This is a genomic window from Cloacibacillus porcorum (genome assembly GCF_001701045.1).
Lineage (GTDB): Bacteria > Synergistota > Synergistia > Synergistales > Synergistaceae > Cloacibacillus > Cloacibacillus porcorum.
This window is the reverse complement of the sequence record NZ_CP016757.1, coordinates 2,552,007-2,576,330: the sequence shown is the minus strand read 5'-3', so window position 1 is coordinate 2,576,330 and position 24,324 is coordinate 2,552,007. Positions and strand designations below refer to the sequence as shown.

At 51.2% G+C, this 24,324-nt stretch carries 20 protein-coding genes; 12 read left to right on the top strand and 8 right to left on the bottom strand.

Annotated features, from left to right (window positions below):
- The first annotated feature begins 256 nt into the window (after nucleotides 1-256).
- The 9 genes from BED41_RS11745 (at nucleotide 257) to BED41_RS11705 (ending at nucleotide 12,113) form a co-directional block, all read left to right on the top strand.
- On the top strand, nucleotides 257-1,381 hold the full coding sequence (locus tag BED41_RS11745; protein WP_066746474.1) for a Rossmann-fold NAD(P)-binding domain-containing protein: 1,125 nt from the start codon (nucleotides 257-259) through the stop codon (nucleotides 1,379-1,381).
- A 162-nt stretch (nucleotides 1,382-1,543) separates the two neighbouring features.
- Nucleotides 1,544-4,468, top strand: coding sequence for a molybdopterin-dependent oxidoreductase (locus BED41_RS11740; RefSeq protein ID WP_066746472.1), 2,925 nt, complete (start codon nucleotides 1,544-1,546; stop codon nucleotides 4,466-4,468).
- 165 nt (nucleotides 4,469-4,633) lie between these two features.
- Nucleotides 4,634-5,044, top strand: a complete 411-nt coding sequence (locus BED41_RS11735; RefSeq protein WP_084002433.1) for a C-GCAxxG-C-C family protein — start codon at nucleotides 4,634-4,636, stop codon at nucleotides 5,042-5,044.
- A 4-nt stretch (nucleotides 5,045-5,048) separates the two neighbouring features.
- Nucleotides 5,049-7,469 (top strand): pyridine nucleotide-disulfide oxidoreductase/dicluster-binding protein, encoded by a 2,421-nt coding sequence (locus BED41_RS11730; protein ID WP_066746464.1) that lies wholly within the window; start codon nucleotides 5,049-5,051, stop codon nucleotides 7,467-7,469.
- Nucleotides 7,441-7,635 carry a DVU_1557 family redox protein gene (locus BED41_RS11725; RefSeq protein WP_066746460.1) on the top strand — a complete coding sequence of 65 codons (195 nt, stop codon included), beginning with the start codon at nucleotides 7,441-7,443 and terminating at the stop codon, nucleotides 7,633-7,635. Before BED41_RS11730 ends, BED41_RS11725 begins: the two co-directional genes overlap by 29 nt.
- A gap of 7 nt (nucleotides 7,636-7,642) precedes the next feature.
- On the top strand, nucleotides 7,643-8,956 hold the full coding sequence (gene trsS / locus BED41_RS11720; protein WP_066746457.1) for a radical SAM (seleno)protein TrsS: 1,314 nt from the start codon (nucleotides 7,643-7,645) through the stop codon (nucleotides 8,954-8,956).
- Nucleotides 8,953-9,588 carry a DVU_1556 family methyltransferase gene (gene trsM / locus BED41_RS11715; RefSeq protein ID WP_066746455.1) on the top strand — a complete coding sequence of 212 codons (636 nt, stop codon included), beginning with the start codon at nucleotides 8,953-8,955 and terminating at the stop codon, nucleotides 9,586-9,588. Before trsS ends, trsM begins: the two co-directional genes overlap by 4 nt.
- Nucleotides 9,585-10,838 carry a DVU_1553 family AMP-dependent CoA ligase gene (locus tag BED41_RS11710; protein WP_066746452.1) on the top strand — a complete coding sequence of 418 codons (1,254 nt, stop codon included), beginning with the start codon at nucleotides 9,585-9,587 and terminating at the stop codon, nucleotides 10,836-10,838. Before trsM ends, BED41_RS11710 begins: the two co-directional genes overlap by 4 nt.
- An 18-nt stretch (nucleotides 10,839-10,856) precedes the next feature.
- A complete protein-coding gene (locus BED41_RS11705) occupies nucleotides 10,857-12,113 on the top strand; it encodes an MFS transporter (protein ID WP_066746449.1) in 1,257 nt (418 codons plus the stop codon).
- 183 nt (nucleotides 12,114-12,296) lie between these two features.
- Here BED41_RS11705 and BED41_RS11700 read toward each other — a convergent pair whose 3' ends face one another.
- The 4 genes from BED41_RS11700 to BED41_RS11685 all read right to left on the bottom strand — a co-directional run bounded on the left by BED41_RS11700 (nucleotide 12,297) and on the right by BED41_RS11685 (nucleotide 16,318).
- Nucleotides 12,297-13,601: a TRAP transporter large permease gene (locus BED41_RS11700; protein WP_066746447.1), complete on the bottom strand. Its 1,305-nt coding sequence runs from the start codon at nucleotides 13,599-13,601 to the stop codon at nucleotides 12,297-12,299.
- 48 nt (nucleotides 13,602-13,649) lie between these two features.
- Nucleotides 13,650-14,159, bottom strand: a complete 510-nt coding sequence (locus BED41_RS11695) for a TRAP transporter small permease (RefSeq protein ID WP_066746444.1) — start codon at nucleotides 14,157-14,159, stop codon at nucleotides 13,650-13,652.
- Between the two features lie 107 nt (nucleotides 14,160-14,266).
- Nucleotides 14,267-15,289: a TRAP transporter substrate-binding protein DctP gene (gene dctP, locus BED41_RS11690; protein WP_066746440.1), complete on the bottom strand. Its 1,023-nt coding sequence runs from the start codon at nucleotides 15,287-15,289 to the stop codon at nucleotides 14,267-14,269.
- Between the two features lie 111 nt (nucleotides 15,290-15,400).
- Nucleotides 15,401-16,318: a sugar phosphate isomerase/epimerase family protein gene (locus tag BED41_RS11685; RefSeq protein ID WP_066746437.1), complete on the bottom strand. Its 918-nt coding sequence runs from the start codon at nucleotides 16,316-16,318 to the stop codon at nucleotides 15,401-15,403.
- Between the two features lie 315 nt (nucleotides 16,319-16,633).
- Between BED41_RS11685 and BED41_RS11680 the strand changes: the two genes are divergently transcribed.
- Together BED41_RS11680 and BED41_RS11675 are read left to right on the top strand one after the other, a co-directional pair.
- Nucleotides 16,634-17,290: a response regulator gene (locus tag BED41_RS11680; protein WP_066746434.1), complete on the top strand. Its 657-nt coding sequence runs from the start codon at nucleotides 16,634-16,636 to the stop codon at nucleotides 17,288-17,290.
- A 145-nt stretch (nucleotides 17,291-17,435) separates the two neighbouring features.
- On the top strand, nucleotides 17,436-18,371 hold the full coding sequence (locus BED41_RS11675; protein WP_168160264.1) for a sensor histidine kinase: 936 nt from the start codon (nucleotides 17,436-17,438) through the stop codon (nucleotides 18,369-18,371).
- Nucleotides 18,372-18,411: 40 nt separating this feature from the next.
- On the opposite strand, the gene BED41_RS11670 is transcribed toward BED41_RS11675, so the two are convergent.
- From BED41_RS11670 to BED41_RS11660, 3 genes are read right to left on the bottom strand one after another with little or no spacing between them, the layout of a single operon-like run.
- Complete coding sequence (locus BED41_RS11670) at nucleotides 18,412-19,290, bottom strand: M23 family metallopeptidase (RefSeq protein ID WP_066746428.1); 879 nt, start codon at nucleotides 19,288-19,290, stop codon at nucleotides 18,412-18,414.
- Nucleotides 19,291-19,300: 10 nt separating this feature from the next.
- The gene (locus BED41_RS11665; protein WP_084002431.1) at nucleotides 19,301-21,154 is read right to left on the bottom strand and encodes a ferrous iron transporter B; all 1,854 of its coding nucleotides are present in this window, start codon (nucleotides 21,152-21,154) and stop codon (nucleotides 19,301-19,303) included.
- A 24-nt stretch (nucleotides 21,155-21,178) separates the two neighbouring features.
- On the bottom strand, nucleotides 21,179-21,409 hold the full coding sequence (locus BED41_RS11660; RefSeq protein WP_066746425.1) for a FeoA family protein: 231 nt from the start codon (nucleotides 21,407-21,409) through the stop codon (nucleotides 21,179-21,181).
- A gap of 171 nt (nucleotides 21,410-21,580) precedes the next feature.
- Between BED41_RS11660 and BED41_RS11655 the strand changes: the two genes are divergently transcribed.
- Nucleotides 21,581-22,606: a BMP family lipoprotein gene (locus tag BED41_RS11655; protein WP_066746422.1), complete on the top strand. Its 1,026-nt coding sequence runs from the start codon at nucleotides 21,581-21,583 to the stop codon at nucleotides 22,604-22,606.
- Here BED41_RS11655 and BED41_RS11650 read toward each other — a convergent pair.
- Nucleotides 22,599-24,230 carry a transporter substrate-binding domain-containing protein gene (locus BED41_RS11650; protein ID WP_157102337.1) on the bottom strand — a complete coding sequence of 544 codons (1,632 nt, stop codon included), beginning with the start codon at nucleotides 24,228-24,230 and terminating at the stop codon, nucleotides 22,599-22,601. The two genes, BED41_RS11655 and BED41_RS11650, sit on opposite strands and share 8 nt — an antisense overlap.
- Nucleotides 24,231-24,324 lie beyond the last annotated feature (94 nt).

The window sequence follows — 24,324 nt, the reverse complement described above, 5'->3', positions numbered from 1 at the left end:
CAACAAACTATCCAGGCGGGAGGCGTATTTATTTCGTTGTAAGAGGAAAGCTATTGATTAAAAAAAATAATCTATATTATCAAAAGCATTTATTTTACAAATGAAATAATGTGCCTATAATGAGCATACATTCACATATAGATGAAATTATTTCTTTTAAAAAATAAATAAAAGAAATATATCATATGTTTGTGGCTGTATATCTTGGAAAACACAAGACGAAGCAGACTTGTGTAGACAACGGGAGGTAATTATTATGGCAGGGCAGGCAGTAAAGACATTGCTTCTTTCGCAGGACGATCTTCTTAAAGTCGGCGTCACCAATATGGCCGACTGCATCGACGTAATCGAGGGAGTTTTCAGCCTCATCGGCAAGGGTGACTATCTTATGGGAGGCCCTCTGCAGAATGAACACGGACAGATGATTTATTTCCCCGATGAGGAACGTTTTCCAGGAATGCCGGTGACCGGTCCGGACCGCCGCTTCATGTCGATGATTGGTTATCTTGGCGGTAAGTATAAGATCTGCGGCGAGAAATGGTATGGCTCAAACCCGGCAAACCCCGCGCGCGGGTATCCCCGCTCGATCCTGACAACGATTCTAAATGACGCCGATACAGGAGCTCCCTTCGCGATCATGAGCGGCAACCAGATATCAGCGATGCGTACCGGCGCTGTTCCAGGTGTCATCTCGCGTCACCTTGCCCGCAAAGGAGCAAAAATTGTAGGTGTGATCGGCGGCGGCGTCATCAACAGGGGCGCGCTCCTTGCAATCAAGACAGCGGTTCCGACGATTGAAGAGGCGATCCTTTACGACATCAACCTCGAAAAGGGAAAGGTATGGGCGGAGGAAGAGAGCAAAGCTCTCGGCATCAAGGTAAGCGTTACGACTAAGATCGAAGAAGCCGTACGCCCCGCTGACATCGTTTCGATTGCGACGGGTGGCAACGTCTTCCCGCGTATCGAAAAGGAATGGCTTAAGAAGGGCACGTTGGTCATCTTTACCGGCGACGCAGATTTTGATCCCGAGGCGTATTCGGAGAACACCGTTTTTGCGGACAACTGGAAGATGCACCAGGCCTTCCTTGCCGACGGCGCGGAGCACCCCAAAGGTCTGGAAGCCGTGTCAGTCGTTGCGCCTTCGTTCCATCTGCTTCTTGCCATTCAGGCTGGAAAATATGATCAGAAGAATATCCGTAACCTTGGCGATGTGGTGAACGGTCTTGACAAAGGGCGTACCAGCGATGATGAGATTATCATGTTCGTAACGGGCGGTATGCCGCTTCATGATATCGCATGGGGTAAAACGCTTTACGACCGCGCGGTGGAGAAGGGGCTCGGCATGGAGTTCTGCTTCTTTAATGAGGCGTACTGGAGATAGTTTTTTAAAGTTTTATATAGACAGCGGCCATGCAGGGCGCCCGTTCTTTCAGCTTTTTGAGGGCGGGCGCCCCTCTTTAAAATGAAGATTATGGCCGATGGCGGATGTTTTAGTTTCAGTTGGACATTATTGAGGAGAGAAGAGAGGATAGGTGCGATCTGAATGGCATTTAAAAAGATGTGGCTGAATATCAATGGAGCTAACCGTATGTTTGCCTGCGATCCGGTTAAGGACTCTTTAGCCGATGTACTGAGGCGTCTTGGGCTCACAAGCGTCAAGGTTGGTTGTGGCATTGGCGTCTGTGGCTCGTGTACGGTACTTCTGAACGGAGAGCTTGTGCGATCATGCGCGCGCAAGATGGCGCGCATTGACGAATACAGCGAAGTTGTGACGGTTGAGGGTATCGGCACCCCGACCAACCTGCATCCTGTGCAGGTCGCTTTTATGAACAACGGTGCGGTACAATGCGGCTTCTGCACACCGGGCTTCATAGTCTCGACCTACGCGTTGCTGTTGAAAAACAACAACCCGACGCGAGAAGATGTACGCGAATGGTTCCAGAAGCATAAAAATGTCTGCCGCTGTACAGGGTATAAACAGATTGTCGATGCGGTGATGGATGCGGCGAAGGTCGTTCGCGGCGAGGCAACGATTGAAGATATAAAGGTCAAGCTTCCAGAAGATAAGGAATACTACGGCAAGCCCTTAGTGCGTCCGACATCGCTCGCGAAGGTCTGCGGTCTTGCGGATTATGGTGACGATCAGGAGCTCAAGATGCCGAGTGAAACGTATCATGTGGCGATGGTGCAGCCGCGGCTAGCCCACCATGCCAAGATACTCAGGATAGATAAAGAAGAGGCGGAGAAGATGCCCGGCGTCGCGAAGATAATCACCGCCGCGGATCTCAAGGCCGCTGGCGGCAGCAATGTAATGGCCGAGGCCAACTTCCACGAGCGCAGCACGGTCAGAATTCCAAGCCGCAAGGTCCTCGCTGAGGATAAGATATACCGTTACGGCGACGTAGTAGCTCTGGCGGTGGCTGACACCAAGGAGCATGCGCGCGCGGCGGCGGCGAAGGTTAAAGTGGAGATTGAAAAACTTCCCGAATATCTCAACTTCCTGGAGGCCGCCATGCCCGACGCGATGCGTATCCATGAGGACACCCCGAATATTTTCTGCAAACAGCCCGTTCTTAAGGGCGTTGGACTGGATGAACCCTCAAAGGTGGCGGAGGTCATTGAAGAGGCTCCTTACAGTGTAGAGGGCAGCTTCTACTCGTCACGTGAGCCTCACCTTTCGATTGAGGGCGATTCTGTACAGGCTTACTTTGACGAAGACGGCTACCTGACCTTCCAATGCAAATCGCAGGGAGTATATTCATCCATCAGCCGTATCGGAAACTGCCTTGGCGTGCCTACCTCTAAACTGCGCGTAATGATGAATCCAACGGGAGCCAGCTTCGGTTGGTCAACGAACGCCGGCGACCTTTGCCTTGCAGGTGCAGCGGCCGTCGTAATGCAGGCCCCTATAGCCCTTTCGATGAGCTACGAGGAACATCAGCACTTCTCAGGCAAGCGCTGCCCCTGTCATTCGAACGGACGCCTGGCCTGTGACGATAACGGCAAGATCATCGCCGCCGAATTTGATTTCGGACTTGATCACGGAGCCTATTCTTGGGGCGGAGACGACTGCTTTACAAAGCAGGCTCGTTTTGCCTTCTTCCCTTATACGATACCGAATGTCGCTGGTCTTTGCCGCGTGGCGAACACCAACCATAACTTTGGTACCGCCTATCGCAGCTACGGCTCACCACAGGCATACACACTCAGCGAAGCCCTGATGGATATGCTAGCTGAAAGGGCCGGCATTGATCCATTTGAATTTCGCTGGCGCAACATTGGACGTCCCGGCGATACGAACATCAACAGCTATCCCTTCCGCCAGTACCCGATGGAAGAGATGATGAAGATAATGAAGCCCTACTATGAAAAGGCCGTTGCTGAAGCGAAGGCCAACGATACTCCCGAAAAACGTCGCGGCGTTGGCCTTGCCTGGGGTGGATTTAACGTGACCGAAGGCGGCACGGACAAGGCCTCCGCCGCTATTGAACTCAATCCCGACGAGACATTCACGAAATACGACACCTATCAGGAGTTGGGACAGGGCGGAGACATTGGTTCGCTGATGCTCACGCTTGAGGCGCTGAAACCTCTAGGCGTGACACCCGATATGATAAAGCTTGTGCAAAACGATACGAAGCTCTGCCCTGACAGCGGCATGTCTGGCGCGAGCCGTACGCACTACATGAGCGGCAAAGCTACAATGGCGGCGGCGGAGCAGCTCATCAACGCGATGAAAAAGCCGGACGGTACCTATCGTACTTACGATGAGATGAAATCTGAAGGAATTCCCACGAAGTACACCGGCAGTTGGTCATGCACGAGCGTCGACGGGCTATGCCGTCTCGATCCTAACACCGGTATCGGCGACCCGAGCCCCTCTTACACCTATTGTCTAAACCTCGCGGAGGTGGAGGTCGATACCGCTACCGGCAAGACTACGGTAGTGCGCTTCACCTGCGTCGACGACGTTGGTAAAGTCGGCAACCTCGCGGCGGTCAACGGCCAGGCTTTCGGTGGCATCTCACACAGTATCGGTTTCGCGCTGAGCGAAATTTACGAGGACGTGAAGAGACATACGAATATTGCCTCCTGCGGCGTTCCTTATATTAAGGATATCCCCGATGTGATCAACGTGATCCATTACGAGCGGCCGGACGAAGTCGGCCCCTTTGGTTCCTCCGGAGCCTCGGAGGCTTTCCAGTCCTCCGGTCACGTGGCGGTTCTCAACGCTATCTATAATGCCTGCGGTGTGCGTATACATGAGATTCCCGCGACGCCGGCAAAGGTGAAAGCCGGGCTTGATGCTATCGCAGCGGGCAGGAAGCCGGAAGTTCCGGCAAAATACTTCCTCGGTTCAGATCTATACGAAGAGCTTGAGGATATCAAGGCGAACCCCGTCAAGTACGAGGGTGAGCCGGATTTCTTCCGTTCGCTGGGCGGCAGCACCTCGGAAAAATTCTTCTAAGCCATAAACGGCCCCGGCTGTGGCTCCGGCGTGCTGATGTACGCCGCTGTCCCCGCCGGGGCTATTCGTTTTACGGCAGCAGGTCTAATCATAGGTATAAATTCAGTTGTTTAGATTATAATTTCGCTATAGCTATAGAATTAAATTTCCCCGTGCGAGGTGTCAATGATGGAAGACGAGCTGAAACTGATGTACCAGTTGAAGGTGGAAGGTCTCTGCTGTTCCAGCATAATAATAGAGCTTGGTTTGAGACTGCGCGGTGAAAATAATGAACAATTCGTTAAGGCTGCGCGTGCTCTCTGCAATGGGATGCACAGTGGCCTTGCCTGTGGTGCGCTCACAGGCGCAGTCTGCATGCTCGCCCTCTTTGACGAGAGAAACACAGAGATGACGAAGGAGATGGTGGACTGGTTTCAGCATGAGCTTTGTGAAAAGTACGGCTCAGCCAACTGTGTAGATATCACACGCTGTGACCCATATGAGAAGGCGGTTAAATGTCCTGAAATTATGAGAGCCACCTATATCCGCGCAAAAGAAATGCTCACGGAGTTTGGTTATCTGGAACCAATGGAGTGATTTGATGGATGAAATGAAAAGCAGGATCAGGAACTGCTGTCTCGAAAAGGAGGCCGCTCCATGTATATCCGCCTGTCCCTTTAGCCTCGATATACGGGAGTTTGTTCCACGTGTGGAGCGGGGGGCCTTTAACCTGGCATACCGGCTCTATGCCAATGCGGTCGCCTTTCCGCGCATCGTCGCGGAGATCTGTGACGAGAGATGTCGTCTGGACTGCCCGCGAAGCGGCATAGATGGAGCTGTCAATCTGAAACTTATCGAGCGGGCTGTCGTTGCCGGGATGGTTCGTAGGGAGCCCAATAGTTATAACATGCCCGCTAAAGATAGAAATATCGCCATAGTGGGCGGCGGTATCAGCGCCCTGGCCTGCGCACTGCGGCTCTCGAACAGGAAATACGCGGTCACGGTGTTTGAAAAAGGAGGCCGTATTGGAGGACATTTATGGGATATAATGCCGCCGGAGATTTTTTTAAAAGATATAGAAGAACAGTTTTCTAAAGAAAAATACAGTCTTATCCTCAACACGGAGGTAAGAGACCTTGAAAATATAAGAAAAAAATACGACGCTGTCTATGTGGCGACCGGTAAGGGCGGCGGATCGTTTGACCTGTCGGAGGAAGCGGCGGCCGGTGACGTGATGGCAGCAGCGGAGGGCCTGTTCGTCGGTGGATCTATCTTGGGCGTCTCTTCGGCGGAGGCCATCGCGCATGGCCTGCGGGCCGCGTCGTTGATCGAAGGCTATATCAAGACGGGGAACATGAAAGGGCCGGAGCCGCGCATACCGACCAAGATCAAGCTGGAGCTGAAAGATGTCACTGTGGTTGTTCCCGTGTCTCCCTCTGTTGACGGCAGCTATACGGAAGACGAGGCGCGGAGGGAGGCGGCCCGCTGTCTCAAATGCCGCTGCGATGTTTGTGTCCGCAGCTGTGATATGATGGCCTATTTCCAGAAATTCCCCAAGCTCATTGAAGAAGAGGTGCATATCACAGTCAATCCCGGCACGCTGGATGGCAACGGCACAGTGGCGACGAGACTGATTTCCACCTGTAATCAATGCGGTCTCTGCGGCAAAGTCTGCCCGGAACAGATTGACGTTGGAAAGTTTATGCGAGAGAGCCACCGCGCAATGCGTGAAAAAAACGCGATGCCGTGGGCCTTTCATGAGTTCTGGCTCAACGACATGGCATTTTCCCGATCTGAAAGAGCCTCCTTTTTCTATGTTCCATCTGGAGAAGAATCCAGCCGCGAGAACCGCCCCCCGTCCGCGTCAGCGGACATTAAAGATTTCTATAGGGGGCAAACCGACGGATGCGTTTGCCGCGAGAGCCGCCCCCCGTCCGCGTCAGCGGACATTAAAGATTTCCATAGGGGGCAAACCGACGGATGCGTTTGCCGCTATCTTTTCTTCCCCGGTTGCCAGATGGGAGCCTCAGACCCGCGGTATGTGACGGAGACATACCGGCTTTTAAGGAAACATCTGCCCGATACGGCAATCTTTGTCACCTGTTGCGGCGCTCCGGCTCTATGGTCGGGCGACGATAATATATACGACGGCATTTGTCGTGAGATAGAGGAAAAATGGCGGCAGCTGGGAATGCCGGATATCATCTTTGGCTGTCCGACCTGCCGCGAAATGATACGGGAGGCGCTGCCACAGATTAAGGGAACGATGGTGAGCGATGTCCTTTATGAACTGGGCGTGAAGACCGCTGCCGGTGGCGGTGAAATTTCTCTCTTTGATCCTTGCTCCGCGCGAAATTATCCCGAAACACGGCAAAGGGTAAGGATGATGCTGACGGAGGCAGGGTATCTGCTAAAACCGCTGGAATACGAAGGAGAGAGGGCTAAATGCTGTTCCTGGGGAGGGCAGATATCGATCGCCAATCCCCCTTATGCGAGATGGCTCATTGATAAGAGGATATCGGAAAAGCCAGTACCCTATGTAGTATACTGTACTAACTGCCGCGATATATTCGCCGAAGCGGGGAAGCCGGTGCTGCATATCCTTGATCTGATCCTAGGCCTCGGAGGCTGGGATAAGAGGCCGCCGACCTATAGTAAAAGGCGGCGCAATCGGGAGCTGGTAAAGGAGAGTCTCATGAAAGAGCTGCTTAACGAAGAAATGCCGCCGGAGAAGGACATCACTTTGCTGATCTCTCAAGAGTTGGAAGCGAAGCTGCATAGGGAAAAGATCCTTGAAGACGACCTTGCCGCCGTCATAAGTTTCTGCGAACAAACGGGAAGGAAGCTGTCCAATCCGAAGAACGGGCATTTTACGGGCTATCACGAGATCGGCCACATGACCTGTTGGGTTGAATATCATCCCGAGGGCGATGGCTATCGTGTATATAACGCTTACTCGCACAGGATGAAGATAGAACTGGAAGAGGTGTGGCATGGAAGAAAACAAAAACTTGATCTGTAGCAGATGCAACGTGGCGCTGGAGATGCACAAGGCCTACTTCAGCTACCTGGACCATTCCTTCAACACCGAGGTCATGCGCTGTCCCTCCTGCGGGCAGGTATTCATTCCCGAGAGCCTTGCCAAAGGAAAGATGGCGCAGGTTGAAGTCTCGATAGAAGATAAATGAGGCGCAAATGGAAAAAATGATTAGGGAGACGGGCAGCATATGTCCTATCTGCGGACGGAGGCTGCGGGCGGAAATAGCCGTGAGAAATGGCGCCACCTATCTGGATAAGAGCTGTCCGGAGCATGGAGATTTCTCTGTGCTTATCTGGAAAAATAAAAAAAGCATACTTTCCTGGTATGGAGATACTGCGCCGATGGAAGGTGGCGGTTCTTTCGATTGTCCTGCGGTGTGCGCCGAAAGCGGGCTCTGTTCTGAACATAAAAACGGCACCTGCTGCGTCGTTCTTGAGGTGACGGAGCGTTGTACCCTGCACTGCCGCTACTGCTTTGCCGATAAAAAAGGCGGTCCCGATACTCTATTTGAAGAACTTCGCCGGGAGATGGCCGGTTTTGTCGTACCGGGACGGACGCTGGTCCAACTGAGCGGGGGAGAACCGACTTTGCGCGATGACCTGCCGGAGCTGGTAGCGTCCGCAAAAGGACTTGGCTGTAAGTATGTGCAGCTCAACAGCAACGGTCTACGGCTTGCCGAAGATGAGGCATATGTAAAGAAACTTGCCGAAGCGGGTCTCTCATTCGTTTTTATGCAGTTTGACGGCACCGACGACGGGATATATAAAAAATTGCGCGGCATGCCGCTCTTTGCCGTGAAAGAACGCGCCCTAGCCAACTGCGCGAAATATAACCTCGGCGTAACGCTCGTGCCGACAGTGGTGCCAGGCGTGAACGACAGCGCGGTGGGTGATATTCTGAGGTACGCGGCAGGTAAATCTCCCGCTGTACGCGGCGTACATTTTCAGCCAGTAGCCCATTTGGGACGCATCCCAGGTGTTCCAAGGGATGATTCGCGTCTCACTCTCGACGAACTGCTTTGCGCGATAGAGGAGCAGACGAATGGGCTCGTAAAGGCAGAAAACCTGCTGCCTTCACAATGCGATCATCCACTGTGCGGTTTTCACGGCGATTTTATAGTTAAAAGAGACGGTACTCTTTATCCTCTGACTAAAAAACGAAGCGATGGCCCCTCCTGCTGTTGCGGCGCGGAAAGCCCGGCGGATAAAAATCGCGAATTTGTCGGGCGCAGGTGGCAGCGGAATGATAACTCCTGCTATGGCACATCCAGTGTTGTGGAAGATATGTCGGATCTGGACTACTTTCTCTCTAGGCTTTCCACCAACGGTTTCACCGTTACCGCGATGGCCTTTCAGGACGCAGGCAATCTTGATGTGGAGCGCCTGCGCCTATGCAGCCTCCATGTCGCAAAAAATGGAAAGCTGGTTCCCTTCTGCGTAAATTATCTCACGTTATGGAATGACAAATGAAGACATGCCGCTGCAGCCTGCCTTCACCAGGTGGAATCGCGCTTACTAAGCATGCGCTGGAACTATGCCGTTTTCCCTCCGGGGCTAAGCTGGCAGATATAGGCTGCGGTGCCGGCGAAAGCGTCCGTTATGTAAATGAGTGCACCGAATTTACGATGACCGGTATAGATAAAGATCCGGCCATAGCAGAGGCTGTCACTGGTGACTGCTGCCTCTGCGGCGACGCGGCCGCGCTGCCATTTGCCGCGTGTACGTTTGACGGGATCTTCTTTAAGTGCAGCTTCTCAAAACTTTCGGAGCCTGAGTCAGCGCTTCGCGAGGCTTTTCGTGTGCTTAAAGTCAAGGGACGACTCGTCGTTGCCGATTTTTATGCCTTAGAGTCGGAGGCGAATTTCTCCGGTCTCATGGGACGTGTTGAGCGCCAGGAAAAGATTTCCGCCAGGTTTAGTGCTGCGGGATTTACGCCGCTTCTTTTTGAAGACTATACTCATGGCCTGCGTGAGTTTTGGGGACAGCTGATCTTTGATTACGGAACGGAGGTCCTTGACGAATTGCTCGGCGGATGTGGAAAGATCACGGCTGCCAGGTGCGGTTACGGGCTATTTATCGCGGAAAGACCGTGGCGAAAATGATATCGGCTCTTGAAAGTTTGACCGCTGAAATCACAGGATTTAGTACTCCGATAGACGATAAAGTGATGCTGAGATGGCAGCTCTCGCAGATAAGAGCTGCGATGCGGCGGGCGGCGGAGAAAAATACCGCCTATGCCAAGCGTTTTGCCGCTGTGGATATCTCCGCAATTGACTCGTACGAGGCGCTGAGGCTGATCCCCTTTACCTACCCGGAGGAAATCGCAGCTGAGCCGGAGGTCTTCAACTGTGAGGCGGGAAGAAACATCGCACGTATCACCTCTCTGAGGACCTCAGGCAGTCTGGGCGCGCCGAAAAGAATATATTTTACGGAGCGTGATCTCCAGCGCACCGTGCGTCTCTTCGAGATGGGAATGGCGCCGATAATCGGTACGTATGGCAAGAGGTGCCTTGTCATGATGTCCGACGCTTCGCCAGGAAGTATTGCCAGCCTGCTGAAAGAAGGCGTGGAGAGAAGCGGCGTACCGACGGTCATTTATGGCAACATTCGGGATATTGACAATGCTGCCGGAGCGGTGTGCCGGGGAGACACCATCGTCGGTATCCCCGCGCAGATCATCCACCTATGCCGCAAGTATCCGTGGCTACGTCCCGAGAGTGTGCTGCTTAGTGCTGATTATGTGCCCGCGCCTGCGGCACATGCGATCAGAAAATTGTGGCGATGCCGTGTATATACCCACTATGGAATGACGGAAACGTGTTTCGGCTGTGCAGTTCAGTGCCGCGAAAGCGGTGCGCAGCATCTGCGTCATGATTCGCTGCTGATTGAGATCGTCGATCCCGCGTCGGGCCGTCAGCTTGATTTTGGCAGAGAGGGAGAGGTCGTTGTTACCGCCTTTGCCAACGAAGCGATGCCTCTCTTTCGCTATCGCACAGGGGATATAGCATCATTAAGCACGGTGCGGTGTGAATGCGGCAGCTCGCTGCCGCGGCTTGGCCGCGTCAGGGGACGATTAAAAAATCGGATGGAGATTGATGGTTTCCAGTTCTGTATAGAGGCTCTCGACGACGTCTTATATAATAACCCCGGCCTGTGGCGGTATGAGACTGAAATCATTGGGGGCGGTGACAACAAGGAGCTACTGATAAAAGTTCAAGGTGACGATAGTCTAAAAATTTCTGATCTGTACACAGAGCTTGCGTCCTTGCTGCCTCCCGCTTTAGAGGTAAAAATCACATTTGCCGATCCACTGACGCTGCCCTTCTGTAAAAGGCGGATTGCGGTAAGATAAGAATATGGAGCTGATAAGATGACAAGTATGGAACAGAGGCTTATTTCCCCGTTATTCTTTCGCCTGTTAATTCCCTTTGGTCTGGCGTTTTTTCTGGGAATGTTTATGGGGAGTATCAATTCTATAATCGCGCCAATAATTGTTTTGGCATTTGAGCTCTCCCCTGCGGATCTTGGATTCATTTCATCCGTTAACTTGATAGCCTTCGGCCTGGCGCAGCTGCCGCTAGGCGTTTTTCTCGACCGCTACGGGGCGAAAAAGACGCTCAGCGGTATGCTCATGATTGCCGTCGCCGGTGTAGTGCTATTTGCCGCGGCGAAAAACTACCTCTCGTTGCTGACCGCGAGAGCCCTTATGGGGATTGGCTTTTCCGGTTCTCTGATGGCTGCCTTCAAAGCTTTCACCTATTGGCTTCCGAGAAAGAGGCTGGCGCTGGTTTTCAGCATCCAAAGCCTTATTGGCGGGCTTGGCTTCATGCTTGCGACACGACCGGTCTCTATCGCGCTGGAGTATATCCCCTGGCGCGTCTTTATAATGTTATGTGCGGGCGCCGTCCTTGTCTCTGCGCTTCTGGTAATGACCGTTGTGCCGGATGACATACCCGTCAGGAATGAGAGCGGAGAATCTTTTTTTGACGTATTCAAGGGGATGATGAGATTTGCCGGAGACAGGCGGTTTATATATGTCGCTCCCGTCGTTACGGCGACTGAGGCAGTGCTATTCTCGTTTTCATACCTGTGGGTCGGTCCCTGGCTGAGAGATGTTGCGATGCTTGATGAGCGGTCTGTCGGATTGATGATGCTCTTCAGCTCAAGTGGTATAGCCGCTGGATATTTTCTAAACGGCGTGCTCGCCGACTTTTTTGCGCGCATGAACTGGCTTACCTGGGAGAAACTTTATCTCTATTCGGGGATCCTCTTTACTGTTACCTTTGCCGTGCTAACCTTCTGCGGTGGTCCTACGACTGCGCCTTTGTGGGCCCTCGTGATGTTTCTTTCCACAATGACGATGATCTCTTTTCCAATTATTGGCAGGTTATTCGATGCCGATGAGACGGGACGTATTTTCTCTCTGTTGAATTTTATTATCTTTCTGGCCTCGTTTGTCGTGCAGTGGCTGGTTGGAATCATCTTGGACTTCTATCCTGTTGTTGATGGACATTTCGCTCATGGCGGGTATATGTTAGGCTTGGGGCTGATCCTGATCATGAACATAGCCGCCGTGATCCATCTGTACATATCTATTCCTAAAATGGAGACACTGAAAAAATTCTAATACTGCTTAATAGTAATTTTTCGGTCAAGTCAATACTTAATAAAGAGCCTTCTTTAAAAATATGTATCAATGTATTGTCTTTTCATGGCATGGCTACATTGACTATGGGCTTCACATCGTTTTAAAGAAGGCTCACGGGGAGAGGCATTTTTGTTCGGTTTTTGTATAGAATCCGACGTATCCTTAAATTTTTCCTAAAACCAGCCTGGGAAGCCAGAGGGAGAGCTCTGGTATATATGTCGTACACAAAAGCGTCGGTATCCAGGCAAAAGCGATAAATATCAACGTTGGCTTCATCATTTCCGCGACCGGCACCTTTGAAACGCGTGAGCCAAAATAAAGCATCATCGCGCATGGCGGGGTTATGAGGCCAAGCCCAAGGTTCATACCCATAATTGCCGCGAGTTGAATGGGTTCCACTCCAAAACTTTTCGCGATCGGCATCAGGATGGGGACTGCCAAAAGCATTGAACTCGTGTCGTCCATGATCATTCCCAGTATTATCAAAACGACATTGATAAACAAGAGGATAAGATACTTACTGTCGGAGATTGACCGCAGGAATTCAGTGATAACGGTGGGAAGATCCTGCATCACCATAATACGGGAAAGAACCATAACGCAGAAAATCATCACCATTATAACGCCTGTCGTGGTTGCTGAGTCTGCTAGCGTTTCGTAGAGAACTTTCCATGTCAGCCTCTTATAGATGAACATACCAACTGGCACGGCGTAGAATATTGCTATGGCGGCTGATTCTGTGGGCGTGAAGACACCGGAATAGGTGCCGCCCAAGATTATGACTGGCATTAGAATTGCCGGAACGCTCCACTTGACCCTACTGCAAACTTCTTTTACTATCTCCGATGACGGAATTTTCTCTTCGCTTTTTAGATTTTTAACATTTCTGAGCATCACGACATTTGTCACAGAGAGCAACGTGGCAAGGATGATGCCTGGTATTACCGTAGCCAGAAAGCAGGCTAATATGGACTGACGGGCAGACCATGCGAAGATAATCATCAACGCACTTGGAGGAATGAAGTATCCCAACGGGCAGGCGTTTGTAATCAAGGCCGCGGCGTGACCGCGAGGGTAGCCGTCTTCGATCATCTTAGGGATGACGATTGGTCCGATGCAGGTCAATGTCGCTGTTGTGCTGCCGGAAATAGCTCCGAAAATAGCGGAAGCGAATACGCCTGCAATTCCCAAACCGCCTTTGATGCGTCCAACAAACAGGTCGACAAAGTTGATCAGCGCAGCGCCTATATTGCTTTTTGCCATTATGGTACCAACACATACGTAAAGAGGAACGCACAAGAGGACGACCGCGTTTGTACTGTCATATCCATAGGAGATTATGAAGCTCGGATCTAGACCTAAGAATACCACTAAGCCAAGTGCCGCGGCCATAAAAGCGTACATGATCGGCACACCAGTTATAATTAAAATAATTACCAGCACCATTGCTATTCCAATTGCTGTCATTCTTTTTCACTCCAATCCCTAATAGAGTAGGTGCGTAAAAGGCAGAACTTAGCCTTTAAAATCTTTCACACGGTGATAATCTCTGAGCAGGTAAACACAGTTATAGAACAACATCATAATGAATCCCACAAAGATGCCCATGTGTGGAATGAGATATGGAATTCCCCAGTCTATAGTTCTCGGATCTATCAATATATCCCAGTGGACTAAATCAAATGAAAGAATGACCATCGGAATCCCCACCGCTACCTGCACGCATTTTGAGAATAGAGAAAGTTTCTGCCGGGTTCTCTCCGATACAAAGATAGAAAGTACGTCTGCTGAAACATGTGATTCTTCCCAGGTTGCGTAAGAACTTCCGATAAAATACATCCAATATGCCCCTATGAGGATAATTTCGTCGTAACCTAAAACGTTTATCTCAAAAATATAACGGCAAACGACGACGATACCTAATTCAAAGACAACGATTACCGTTGACAGGGCGGCCAGAAACCGCTGGATTTTCAGCAATGCCCCCCAGGCCCAAGTCCTTTGTATCCTGTCTTCCAAATACATGGAATCACTCCTCTCCCCTGTGTGAAAGTCTCTCGTTGAGCTTACGGAGATAAAGGGAGTTCTGTACAAAATCTATCTTTATCCAGAACTCCCGTAAAAGCTTTTAGTTAGTCATTACCCAAAAACGCATTGATGTCGTTAAAGATATCTTTGCCGACGACCTTTTCTGCCTCCGGCCAGCAGTATTTAACTGCGACTTCGTGAATAGCCTTGACCTGTTCCGGTGTGGGGGTGTAAATCGTCATGCCTAATTTTGTTTTCATTGTTTCCAGATCACGGTAGTAGGCGCCGATGGCGTCCTGCCATTCCTGTTCACGTTCAGCCTCAAATGCGTCTACGATGATCTGTTTTGTCTTGTCGTCAAATTTGTTCCAGGTTTTTTTGCTGATGCAAAGATCATTTACGACAACGACAGATGCTCCTTGGTACTGTACGTGTGCACCAAGAATTTCACCCAATGAGGCGACCGCCTGCTCCGTGTTCATTCCTGTGTCAGCGTCGATAATGCCTGTCTGGAGTGACGAGAAAATTTCCGCCCAGGGAATCGTCGCTACCGAGTAACCCATATTTGTATAGAAAGCTCTCCACGCGGCGACTGGAACGACGCGGACGGTCAGCCCTTTTTTATCTCCAACTGCGAATGGATCTCTGATTTTTCTTTCCTTACCGATATTGCAATACATGATGGCATCGAGATATGATCCGATGTAAACGACGCCGTTCTCATCATAACATTTTTCAAGGAACTTATGCATCGGGGAGCCTTTTGACAAAAGTTTCTTCGCCTGCTCATCGCTGAGAGTTAGGCCTGGAACAGAACCAAGTTCAAATTTTTTATTAAATCTTGACGACGGATAGTTGCCTATCATATCGATTGTACCGCGCATAACCTCCTGATAACAGTTTTCGTAGTTGCCCAACTGGTCTGAGGGGTAAATAACGATATCAACCTCGCCATTCGTCTGTTCCCTGACTCTGTCTGCCATCCTTGTGAGAGCGCGGACTACGTAGTTATCTGTTGCATACATTGAAGCCAGACGGTATTTTGCCGCTTCCGCAGTGCCCATGAGTAACGTTGACGACGAAAGAATTAATATTGCTGCGACTAACAATGATAAATATTTTTTCATAAAAGCCCCTCCTGTCGTATATGTTAATAGTATGGTCCTAATAATTGGATATTTTGTACCGCAAATACCTAATAGGAGTAAGATTTTCTTTTTCAACGGCAATAGCTGTTTTTAATGGTATAAATCAACCAACTCTTCTTCGCGGCCAACATTTAATACGTCGCGCAGATAGCGGATGCTACGGATACAAGCATCCATCTGTTTGGCTTTAGCATCTTCAATGGAATCATTCTCCATATCCCACTCGATCTCAAAGGTGATCTTGTCCGTGGGAGATACACGGCGGATGAGGTCGATAACCCTCTGTACGTCGATGTCACCGTCGCCGATTGCGACGCCGTGAAATCTGGCGCCATACTGGTCTCTGGAAAGTTTATGGTCGCAGAAATGATTGCATATCGCACGGCTGGCCAGCTTTTCCACCGCGATCTCCGGCCCCTCAAGTACACCAAAAGAATTTACCGTATCGACGCACACCTGAACTAGCGGATGGTTTACGCTGTCGACGAGCCACAATATTTCGTCGGCATAGGTCTCAGTGTGATTTTCGATCGCGATTGGAATACCGTATTTCTCGATTGTCGGGATGGCCCGTTTGATCTGGTCATGAATATCTGCCAGCTGTTTCATTACAGCAGGTTGGAAGCAGCTGCCGTATAGTGGACGCTCACGGCGTATGTCAAGGCTGAACTTTACAAGCTCGGCTCCAATTTTTGAGGCCACTGTGACTGCGCTCTCGAAGCTTTCGTTGAGACGCTGGTCAAATTCCTCATTGAGAGAGCAATTATACTCAAGATAAAGGCCGTGAGTCTTCGCGGCGGCGGCTACCTCAGCAAGGCGTATATCATCCTTCGTCTCAAGGTCGGCACCCGTTATGTGGAGGCCGTCAAGGCCCCATTCTTCCGCCATATCCATCAGCTTCATAAGGTCGATGGACTTTGGATAAGGGGCGGCGTGGATGCCCCAGTTTTGACCGAGTCCCCAAAGATGCAGTGTGTAGCTGTGCATGCCCAATCTCATTTTGCGCATAATATCTCCCTCCTGATATTTGAAATGAATGTTAGTGTATTTAATGACTGATAATTCTTATGAATAAAATTATAAAGAATAAAATACTTTTTGGATATTCAATAAAAAATTATTTTTTTATGGTATAATCCTTAACATAAATTAACCGATATCGTTATCATTCAATAGCGCAGCTAAAGATTAACTATAACGGTCTCAGTCTGTTTTTATTGTGTCGTTATGTCTATTCTGCGCCTCCCTGTTTTTATAATGTAATTGTTATGCCATGCTGATCATTGTTCATTATCGCAGGCATTTTAAGGGTGGTCCGATAATATGAAAAAGAAAATCATGCTGGTAGATGACCATAAATTATTTTTGGAGGGAATAACAGGGATATTATCTGGCATTGCGCATATTGAGGTTGCAGGTAGGGCTCACACTGGGAAGAGCGGCCTGGAGATGATCCGTGCCACCAACCCAGATCTTGTCGTGCTGGATATTACGATGCCGGAGATGAACGGTATCGAGATTACTCGCGCAGTTAAACGGGAATTTCCCAATATTAAGATATTAATACTTTCTATGCACCTTGACCGGCGGATGATAATCGAGGTATTGAAAGCTGGCGCCGATGGTTATGCTTTGAAGGAATCCGAGCCGGAAGAGTTGGTTATGGCAATAGACGTCGTCCTCTCAGGCTTAATGTATCTTAGCCCCAACGTCGTCACCATCCTGATCCGCGATTATATTCAGCGACTGAGTATACCAGACGCGCCGGAAAAGCTGGAAGTACTTTCCACTCGCGAAAAAGAGGTCCTGGCTCTCATCTCCGAGGGAAAGAGCGCGAAAAGCATCAGCTCGGAGCTATGTATCAGCCGAAACACGGTGGACGTCCACCGCCGCAACTTAATGCAGAAACTGGGCTGTGAAAATTTGAATGAACTCACGCGTTATGCCATGCGGGAGGGACTGATGAATTTTGATAACTGACATGCATCGAGATCAAATACTGGAGGCCATATTTCAGAATATCGTTGATCCTTTGGCTATCTGTCGGATCGTTGACGGTGCAAATGGTAAAGGAAAGGATCTTGTGTACGTAAGGGTCAATGACGCTTACGAAAAGATCAATAATATGAAGAGAGATGATCTGATCGGTAAGCTCTATAGCTCCGTATGGAAAGACGATCTTGAGGACTGGCGTGGTGTTATGATACGTGTCGCAGAAACCGGCAGCACCGGTTTCGGGACGGAATACGGCAACGATGTGAAATCAGGTTTTTTTGAAGCGGAAAGCTGTGTCGCCCCTGGATTTTATCAGCTCTTTATATTTTCTCCTATTCCCGACTGGGTGGTGCTGATATTCAGAGATATGAGCAGCTGGCATAAAATTGCACTGCAGCTTAAGAAGAAGGAGCGACTGCTGCGCAAACTTACGGCTAATCTTACGCTGGCGGAGGAAAAGACCCGCCGGGCGATTGCCACGAAGCTCCATGACAGCATCGGATATTCAATGGTATCGATGCTGCACTCTCTGCGTGGTCTCTGCGAAACGCAGGCGGAGGCGGAAAATAAAAACAAGGTCTTTGCCGCCGTGGAGGAGATGGAAAAATTATTGCATGAGACCCGCTCCTTTACATTCGATATCAGCCCTCCGATTCTCTACGAGGTGGGACTTTCCGCTGCGATCGAGGCCAGGTGCGAACATTTGCAGGCGACCCACGGTATAAAATGTACGTTCAAGTCAGAGGGAGAGGAATCTGATATAGGCGAGGATAAAAAGATATTACTCTATCAGATGGTACACGAACTTCTGGTAAATGTGATAAAGCACGCCGAAGCCTCTTGCGTATTGGTCATAATTCGCTGGGGCATGAAAAATATTCAGATCATTGTCGAAGATGACGGTAACGGTTTTATTCTGGCAAATACCAAAAAATCCAACAGCGGCATGGGACTGTTCAGTATAAAAGAGCGGTTGAGGTCGGTCGGCGGGAAGGTAAAGATCGTATCTACGCCGCAGAAGGGAACCACTGTAAGCCTTATCACGCCAATTACCTCGCATGATTAGACGGCAGCCTTTGTTTAATAATTAGAAAACGCTTTTCGCTTCATTTCTCCATCAGCTCTGCCGGGTCGAAGAACTCCCCGCGCCAGGCGGTGCTGAAGTGGAGGTGGGGGCCGGTGACGCGCCCCGTCTTGCCTGAGAGGCCGAGTATGTCTCCGGCCTTTACCATGTCGCCCTTTTTTACATTTATCTTTGACATGTGTCCGTAAAAGGTGACGAATCCAGCGCCGTGGTCGATATAGACGCAGTTTCCAGCGAACCAGAAGTTGTTTCCCGCCAGTACGACGGTACCGTCCGCCGCCGCCTTGACCGGCGTCCCCTCCTTTGCGCGCATGTCGACGCCGCCGTGGCGGCCGCGGAATTCGCCGTTGAAGTAACGGCTCTTGCCATAGACGGAGCTGTAGCTGCCGGGCACGGGGCGTACGAGCGGCAGTTTCGGCGCCTGTCCCGCGCTGTCGCTCTGCATCGCGGCGCGCCCGAGCCTGGCCTCGTGCGCGATACGCTCGGAGAGCTCCTTTGGCGGCGTAACCTTTGAGGGGGCGACGGACAGTTTTTCCACGGGATATTTACGTGCGGAGAGCTTTATTGAATGTTCGATCTTTTCTCTTTTGCCGCCGGCGGTGAAGGTGACGAAAAGCGGGCTGGCCCCCGGCTTGGCGTTCTTAAGATCGGTGCCGGTCAGCACGGAAAATCTTTGCCCGCTCCCGGTATCTTCCGGGGCTAGCAAGGATTCATGTCTCTGCCACGAAAGCCTGACGTCGGTTATATTTTCGCCGGAGACCTCTATCGTTACTACAAATGGCTGGCCGATCTCCGCCGTAGCCGGTGCGCCGACTACCACGTCCGCTGCCGCCTGTGAAACTGCCGTTATCAGAATGGCTGCCGTTATTAGCGTACCGCGGATGATGCGTGTGAATGTCATTTTTCCCCCTCTACAGCACGTTCAGGATGAGGTTCAGCACCGCGCCTGTTATCAGCGCGGCGGAGAGCATAAGCGCGCTGCTTTGAAGCATGCGCCGGACTCCCAGCTCCTTCCACATGACGACGAACGTCGCGATGCAGGGGAAGGTCATGGAGAGGACGATGACGGCGACGAGCATCTGCTGTGCCGTAAGGTCAAGCGGAATGAGCAGCCCCATCGCGATATCTTTGCGGAAGAGTCCCATTACTACCGGTACGGCGGTGGCTGCCGGCAGTCCCAGCACCGTCTGGAAGAAGGGCGCGAGAATATTGCCGATCCACTCCAGCAGGCCGATGGTGTCGAGTATGTTGACTAGCAGAATACCGCCGAGCACGAGAGGCGTCGCCTCAAAGAAGAAATCCTTGATGCGGAACCAGAGCTTGTTCATCCAGGCCTTGAATGAGGGCAGGCGGTAGGGTGGTATCTCCACGATCAGCTCCGGGCTGTAGCCGGAGAGCGTCAGGTGCATGAGGCGTCCGAGTATGAGCCAGACGATAAAGAGAATGAAATAGACGGCGCCGACATACCACATGCCGAAGCCACCGAGCGTCGAGGCGAGCATTGCCTGTATCGACACGCAGGGAACGCCGACGGAGATGAGTGTCGCCGCGATAAAGCGTTCGCGCTCCGACTCAAGAACGCGCGTCGCCAGTATCCCCGGCACATTGCAGCCGAAGCCAAGCAGTGTGGGGATGATGGCGTATCCATGGATGCCGAAGCGGTGGAGCAGCGCGTCGAAGACGACGGCGAGGCGCGGCAGATAGCCAAAGTCCTCCAAAAAGGAGAGCACCGCGTAAAAGGCGATGATGTAAGGCAAGACCATGCCGAACTCGACGTAGAAGCCGGTCGACAGAACCCCCATGCTCTGTTCGAGGTCGATGGAGCCGTCGAAGAGTTTTCCTATCAGCAGCGTGCGCAGGTACCCGTCGCCGAAGATGCCGCTGAGTTTTTCAAGAAACGGCAGCCAGAGGTTTTCAAAGATAGGGTCAAAGATGTAGTTTATAAGTCCCTCGCCGACGAAGCGGATAAGCGTGAAGCTCAGCGCGAGCACGAAAAAGCCAAGCAGCACGCCGATTACGGGGTGGGCCGAAATGTCCTCGATACGGTCGAGCAGCGTGTGGTGGCGGTGCGTCACCGTCTGCACGCCGGCAATGATCTTGCCGATCTTCTGCCAGCGTTCTTCCTTCGTCATCGCTTCGATCGGGCTGATCCGTGCCCGGTCAAGGTTGTCGACAAGGTCGCTGATGCCTCTTCCCGTCGTGGCGACTGTCTGGTAGATAGGGACTCCGAGCTCTTCTTCAAGTCTCTCCACGTTGAGCAGTATTCCCTTGTGGCGGGCCTCGTCGGTCATGTTGAGCGCGACGATCACCGGTATGTGATAGGAAAGCACCTGCAGCGACATTACGAGGTTGCGTTCGAGCGCCGTCGCGTCGATGACGAGTATGACCTTGTCCGCTCCCTCCTCGATGATACGGCGCGCGATCTCCTCAGCCTCGTTCGTCGGGTCGAGGGTATAGGCGCCAGGAACGTCGATCAGGTCGGCGCAGATGTCTTTGTGTTTTATGAGCCCCTGCGTGAAGCCGACGGTCGTCCCCGGGTAGTTCGAGGAGAGCGCGTGCACCCCGGTGAGGCGCGAAAAAAATACGCTCTTTCCGACGTTGGGGTTTCCCATCAGAAGGATGCGCATACGCTTACGGCCGCTGCATTCGTCGGCCTGCCCCGCGGGGGAATTCTTTGTCTCCTCCGGGGCGGATGAATTTCGGTGCACCTCGTCCCGCTTAGTCTCTTTTTTATCAAAACATAGTTTACAATCTTTACAGCTCATCTATTCCCCCTGCCGGTTCCCATGCTACAGGGAATCGGCCTTTTCTATTTCGATATGCTCCGCGATGCTGTGCGACACGGCGAAATGACGTCCCTCCAGCATCACCGTTACCGGCCCGCCGAATGGCATGCAGGAAATTTTTTCTATCTCCTTGCCGCTCCGTAAGCCTAGTGCCTCAAGTCGCTGCGCAGCCTCTCCCTCCGGCAGCATCTTTATCACAGCCCGATCTCCGCTCTTCATCTCTACAAGATTCATCTATAGGCTCAACTCCACGAATATGTTAACTATAGCTAATTGACGTATACCCGCGCAGCCGCTCTTAAATTCTCAAGCCGGCTCGCAGGCTGCCCACTTTCTAAGGTATAATTATAGCGATAATTTGTAAAAAAGATATTCTTTTGGTTTTATGAAAGGATGTGTTTGTTGATGAAAAAATTTATATTGCCGGCTGCGTTTATCCTGATGATGATTATGGAATGCGCCGCCTTTGCGGCGCCGAAACGGATATCATTGATGCTGGAGGGATCGAACACAGCCTCCGCCTCGGGCTTTAACTGGCTCTGCCTTGAGGGGATGCGAAACGCCCAGGTGCGCTTTGGGAACAAAAAGCTCTCCACCAAATACTATAACGCCCTTGACGATAATACGAAGCTGCTGCCGCTCCTCAAAGAGGCCGCCGCCGCGTCGGATCTGGTCATCATCACCTCCGTAGCCTACATTAAATATCTGCCGGAGGTGATGAGGGAATATCCGGCCTGTTCGTTCCTCACCTTTGATACGAATAATTTGGACGGCGTTACGGAGATCGTCTTCCGCGAGGAGGAGGGCGGTTTTCTCGCCGGGGCCCTGGCCGCTATAATGACCACGCGTGAAGATGTGGAGCGTATCAACGATGAAAAGAAGATCGGTATCATCCTTGGGGAAAAAGTTCCCCCGGTAGAGCGGTTCAGGCGTGGATACATTGCGGGCGCATGGTATATAAATCCAGATATCGAGGTGCTCTGCGAATATACGAATGATTTCAATGACCGGGCGAAGGCCGCGGAGGCGGCGATGAAGCTCAAACGCCTCGGCGCGGACATAATATTCTGTGTCAACGGCGCCGCCGGCATCGGTGCGATAGAGAGGGCCAAAGAGGGCGGCTACTGGACGATCGGCGTCGACACGGAGCTTGAGAGCGATTTTCCCGAGATGGTGCTGACCAGCGTCGTTAAACGCAGCGGCCATGTGATTTATAAGGTAATAGAAAATTTTTTGCAGGACAACCTTCCTAAAGATCGTTTTTCACTTGGGCTAAAGGATGACTGCATAGATATTTCGACGTGGACGCGCGAGACGAAGCAAAACGTTCCCCTTGATGTACGCAAACGTATAGACGAGCTTGAGGATAAGGTTTCCAGCGGCCTCATCAAAATAAAAAAGACGGATTATCAGGGGATATTCTCTAAATAAACCGTCCTCTTTTTAAGCGGCGTGCCAGAAGGAAGGCGATGGCGGCCCCAGCGGCTGCGAGCAGAATTACGAACTGGCCGCGGTATTGGTAGATGAAATCGCCCAGTGTGTATTTGTATATGTTTTCGGCGCTTCTGTTGATTACGGAGGCGCTTATTTTTTGCGGGTCCAGCTGTTCGATCGACTTGTTTATTATGGAGATGAAGGTCTCGGAGTTCCAGTCTTTTTCATCGTTCGCGGGCACGTAATAGACGAGCGTAGCGAGGGTATAGGGCTCTTCGATCCTTGTCAAAGAGAGTATCTTCAGGCTGCGGAATTTTGGCTTAACGAAATATGGTTCGGCGACGTAGCGGTTTTCGATGACGAAATCTGCCTCGCCGCTGACGGCGGCGTTAAATGCCTGCTCCGTATTTTCGTAGGTCTGTATCTTGAACTTCGGGTACTTAGCCGCCACGCGCTCTTTGAGGGAGGCGGCGCCCTCTACCATCGCAAGGCGCAGCTCTTCCTGTCCCGTGTACTTCAGCGGGTCTGTTCCCGCGATGATATTGCCCGAGTAGAGATAGGGGATGCTGAAGCGCAGCCTCTTTGCCTGCGCGCTGAACCGGCAGTAACGGACTCCGCTTATGACGCGCAGCTTGTTCTCTTCCAGATACGTAAGCTCCGTCTGCTCCCGTCTGCAGGGCACATAGTCGAATTTAAGACCGCTGATTCGCGATATTTCATCAAGAATATCCCGCTGAACGCCATGGAATTCTCCGTCGCTGCCCGTAAAGGAAAGCGGAGCTCTGTCGGTCTCGTAGGCGATCCTGATCGGCGGAGCGTTTTTTATGAAGAGATACTCGTCGTAGTTGAAGATAGTGTTCTTATAATGAGGAAAATACTTCTTTAGAAGCCCGCTGTCAAATGTCGGGTCGTTTACCTCCATGCGGTATATCGCGTTGTCAAGTTTATTCAGCAGCGCGCTGTTGTCTTTGGCGGTGATGTAATATACTGCCAGCGGCGCGAAGCGCCCCAGTATCTTCAGGCTGTCGTCATAGAACATGATATTACTGACGATAGCGTCTACCCTCTTCGCATGAAGGGCGTCGAAGAGCTCCGTCGTATTGTTGTAATATGTAATGTCCGGCGAGATATTATATTCCTTCGCGTGCTCGATGAATTTTGTGGTGAATGTGGAGTTCCTGGCCGCGCCGTATCTCAGCTTGGCTAGGGTATCTATATCTTCGTATATCAGATCGTCACGTTGTTTGAGAGCATAAATGGCTGCGAGCTCCATTCCCATCGGATAGGCGGCGTAGGCGAATTTTTCTTTAAGTTCGGGGATCTTCTGCGCCGGAGCGAGCAGATCGATCTTCCCGCCCTCCAGCAGCGCGGTGGCCTCCACCCAGTTTCCGCAGGGGACGAACTCATACTCCCAGCCTGTGATATCGGTTATCTTGGAAAGATAATCGATATTGTATCCCGCGGCGGCGCCGTTTTCGTCGATATACTGGAACTTCCCCAACGGGAAAAAGCCGACGCGGACCTTTTCCGCAGCCCGGAGTTCGATCGGTGAAGCGATAGCCATGGCAAAGACTAATAAAAAGCAGATGACAGTCATTTTGAACAGCCGACGTTTGGTCAAAGATATCTCCTCCGGACCCTTATCCTAATTAAGGGAAGTAAATATAAAATCGGTCAATTTACGGTTTGTATATAAAATAAAAAACCACCGTCAA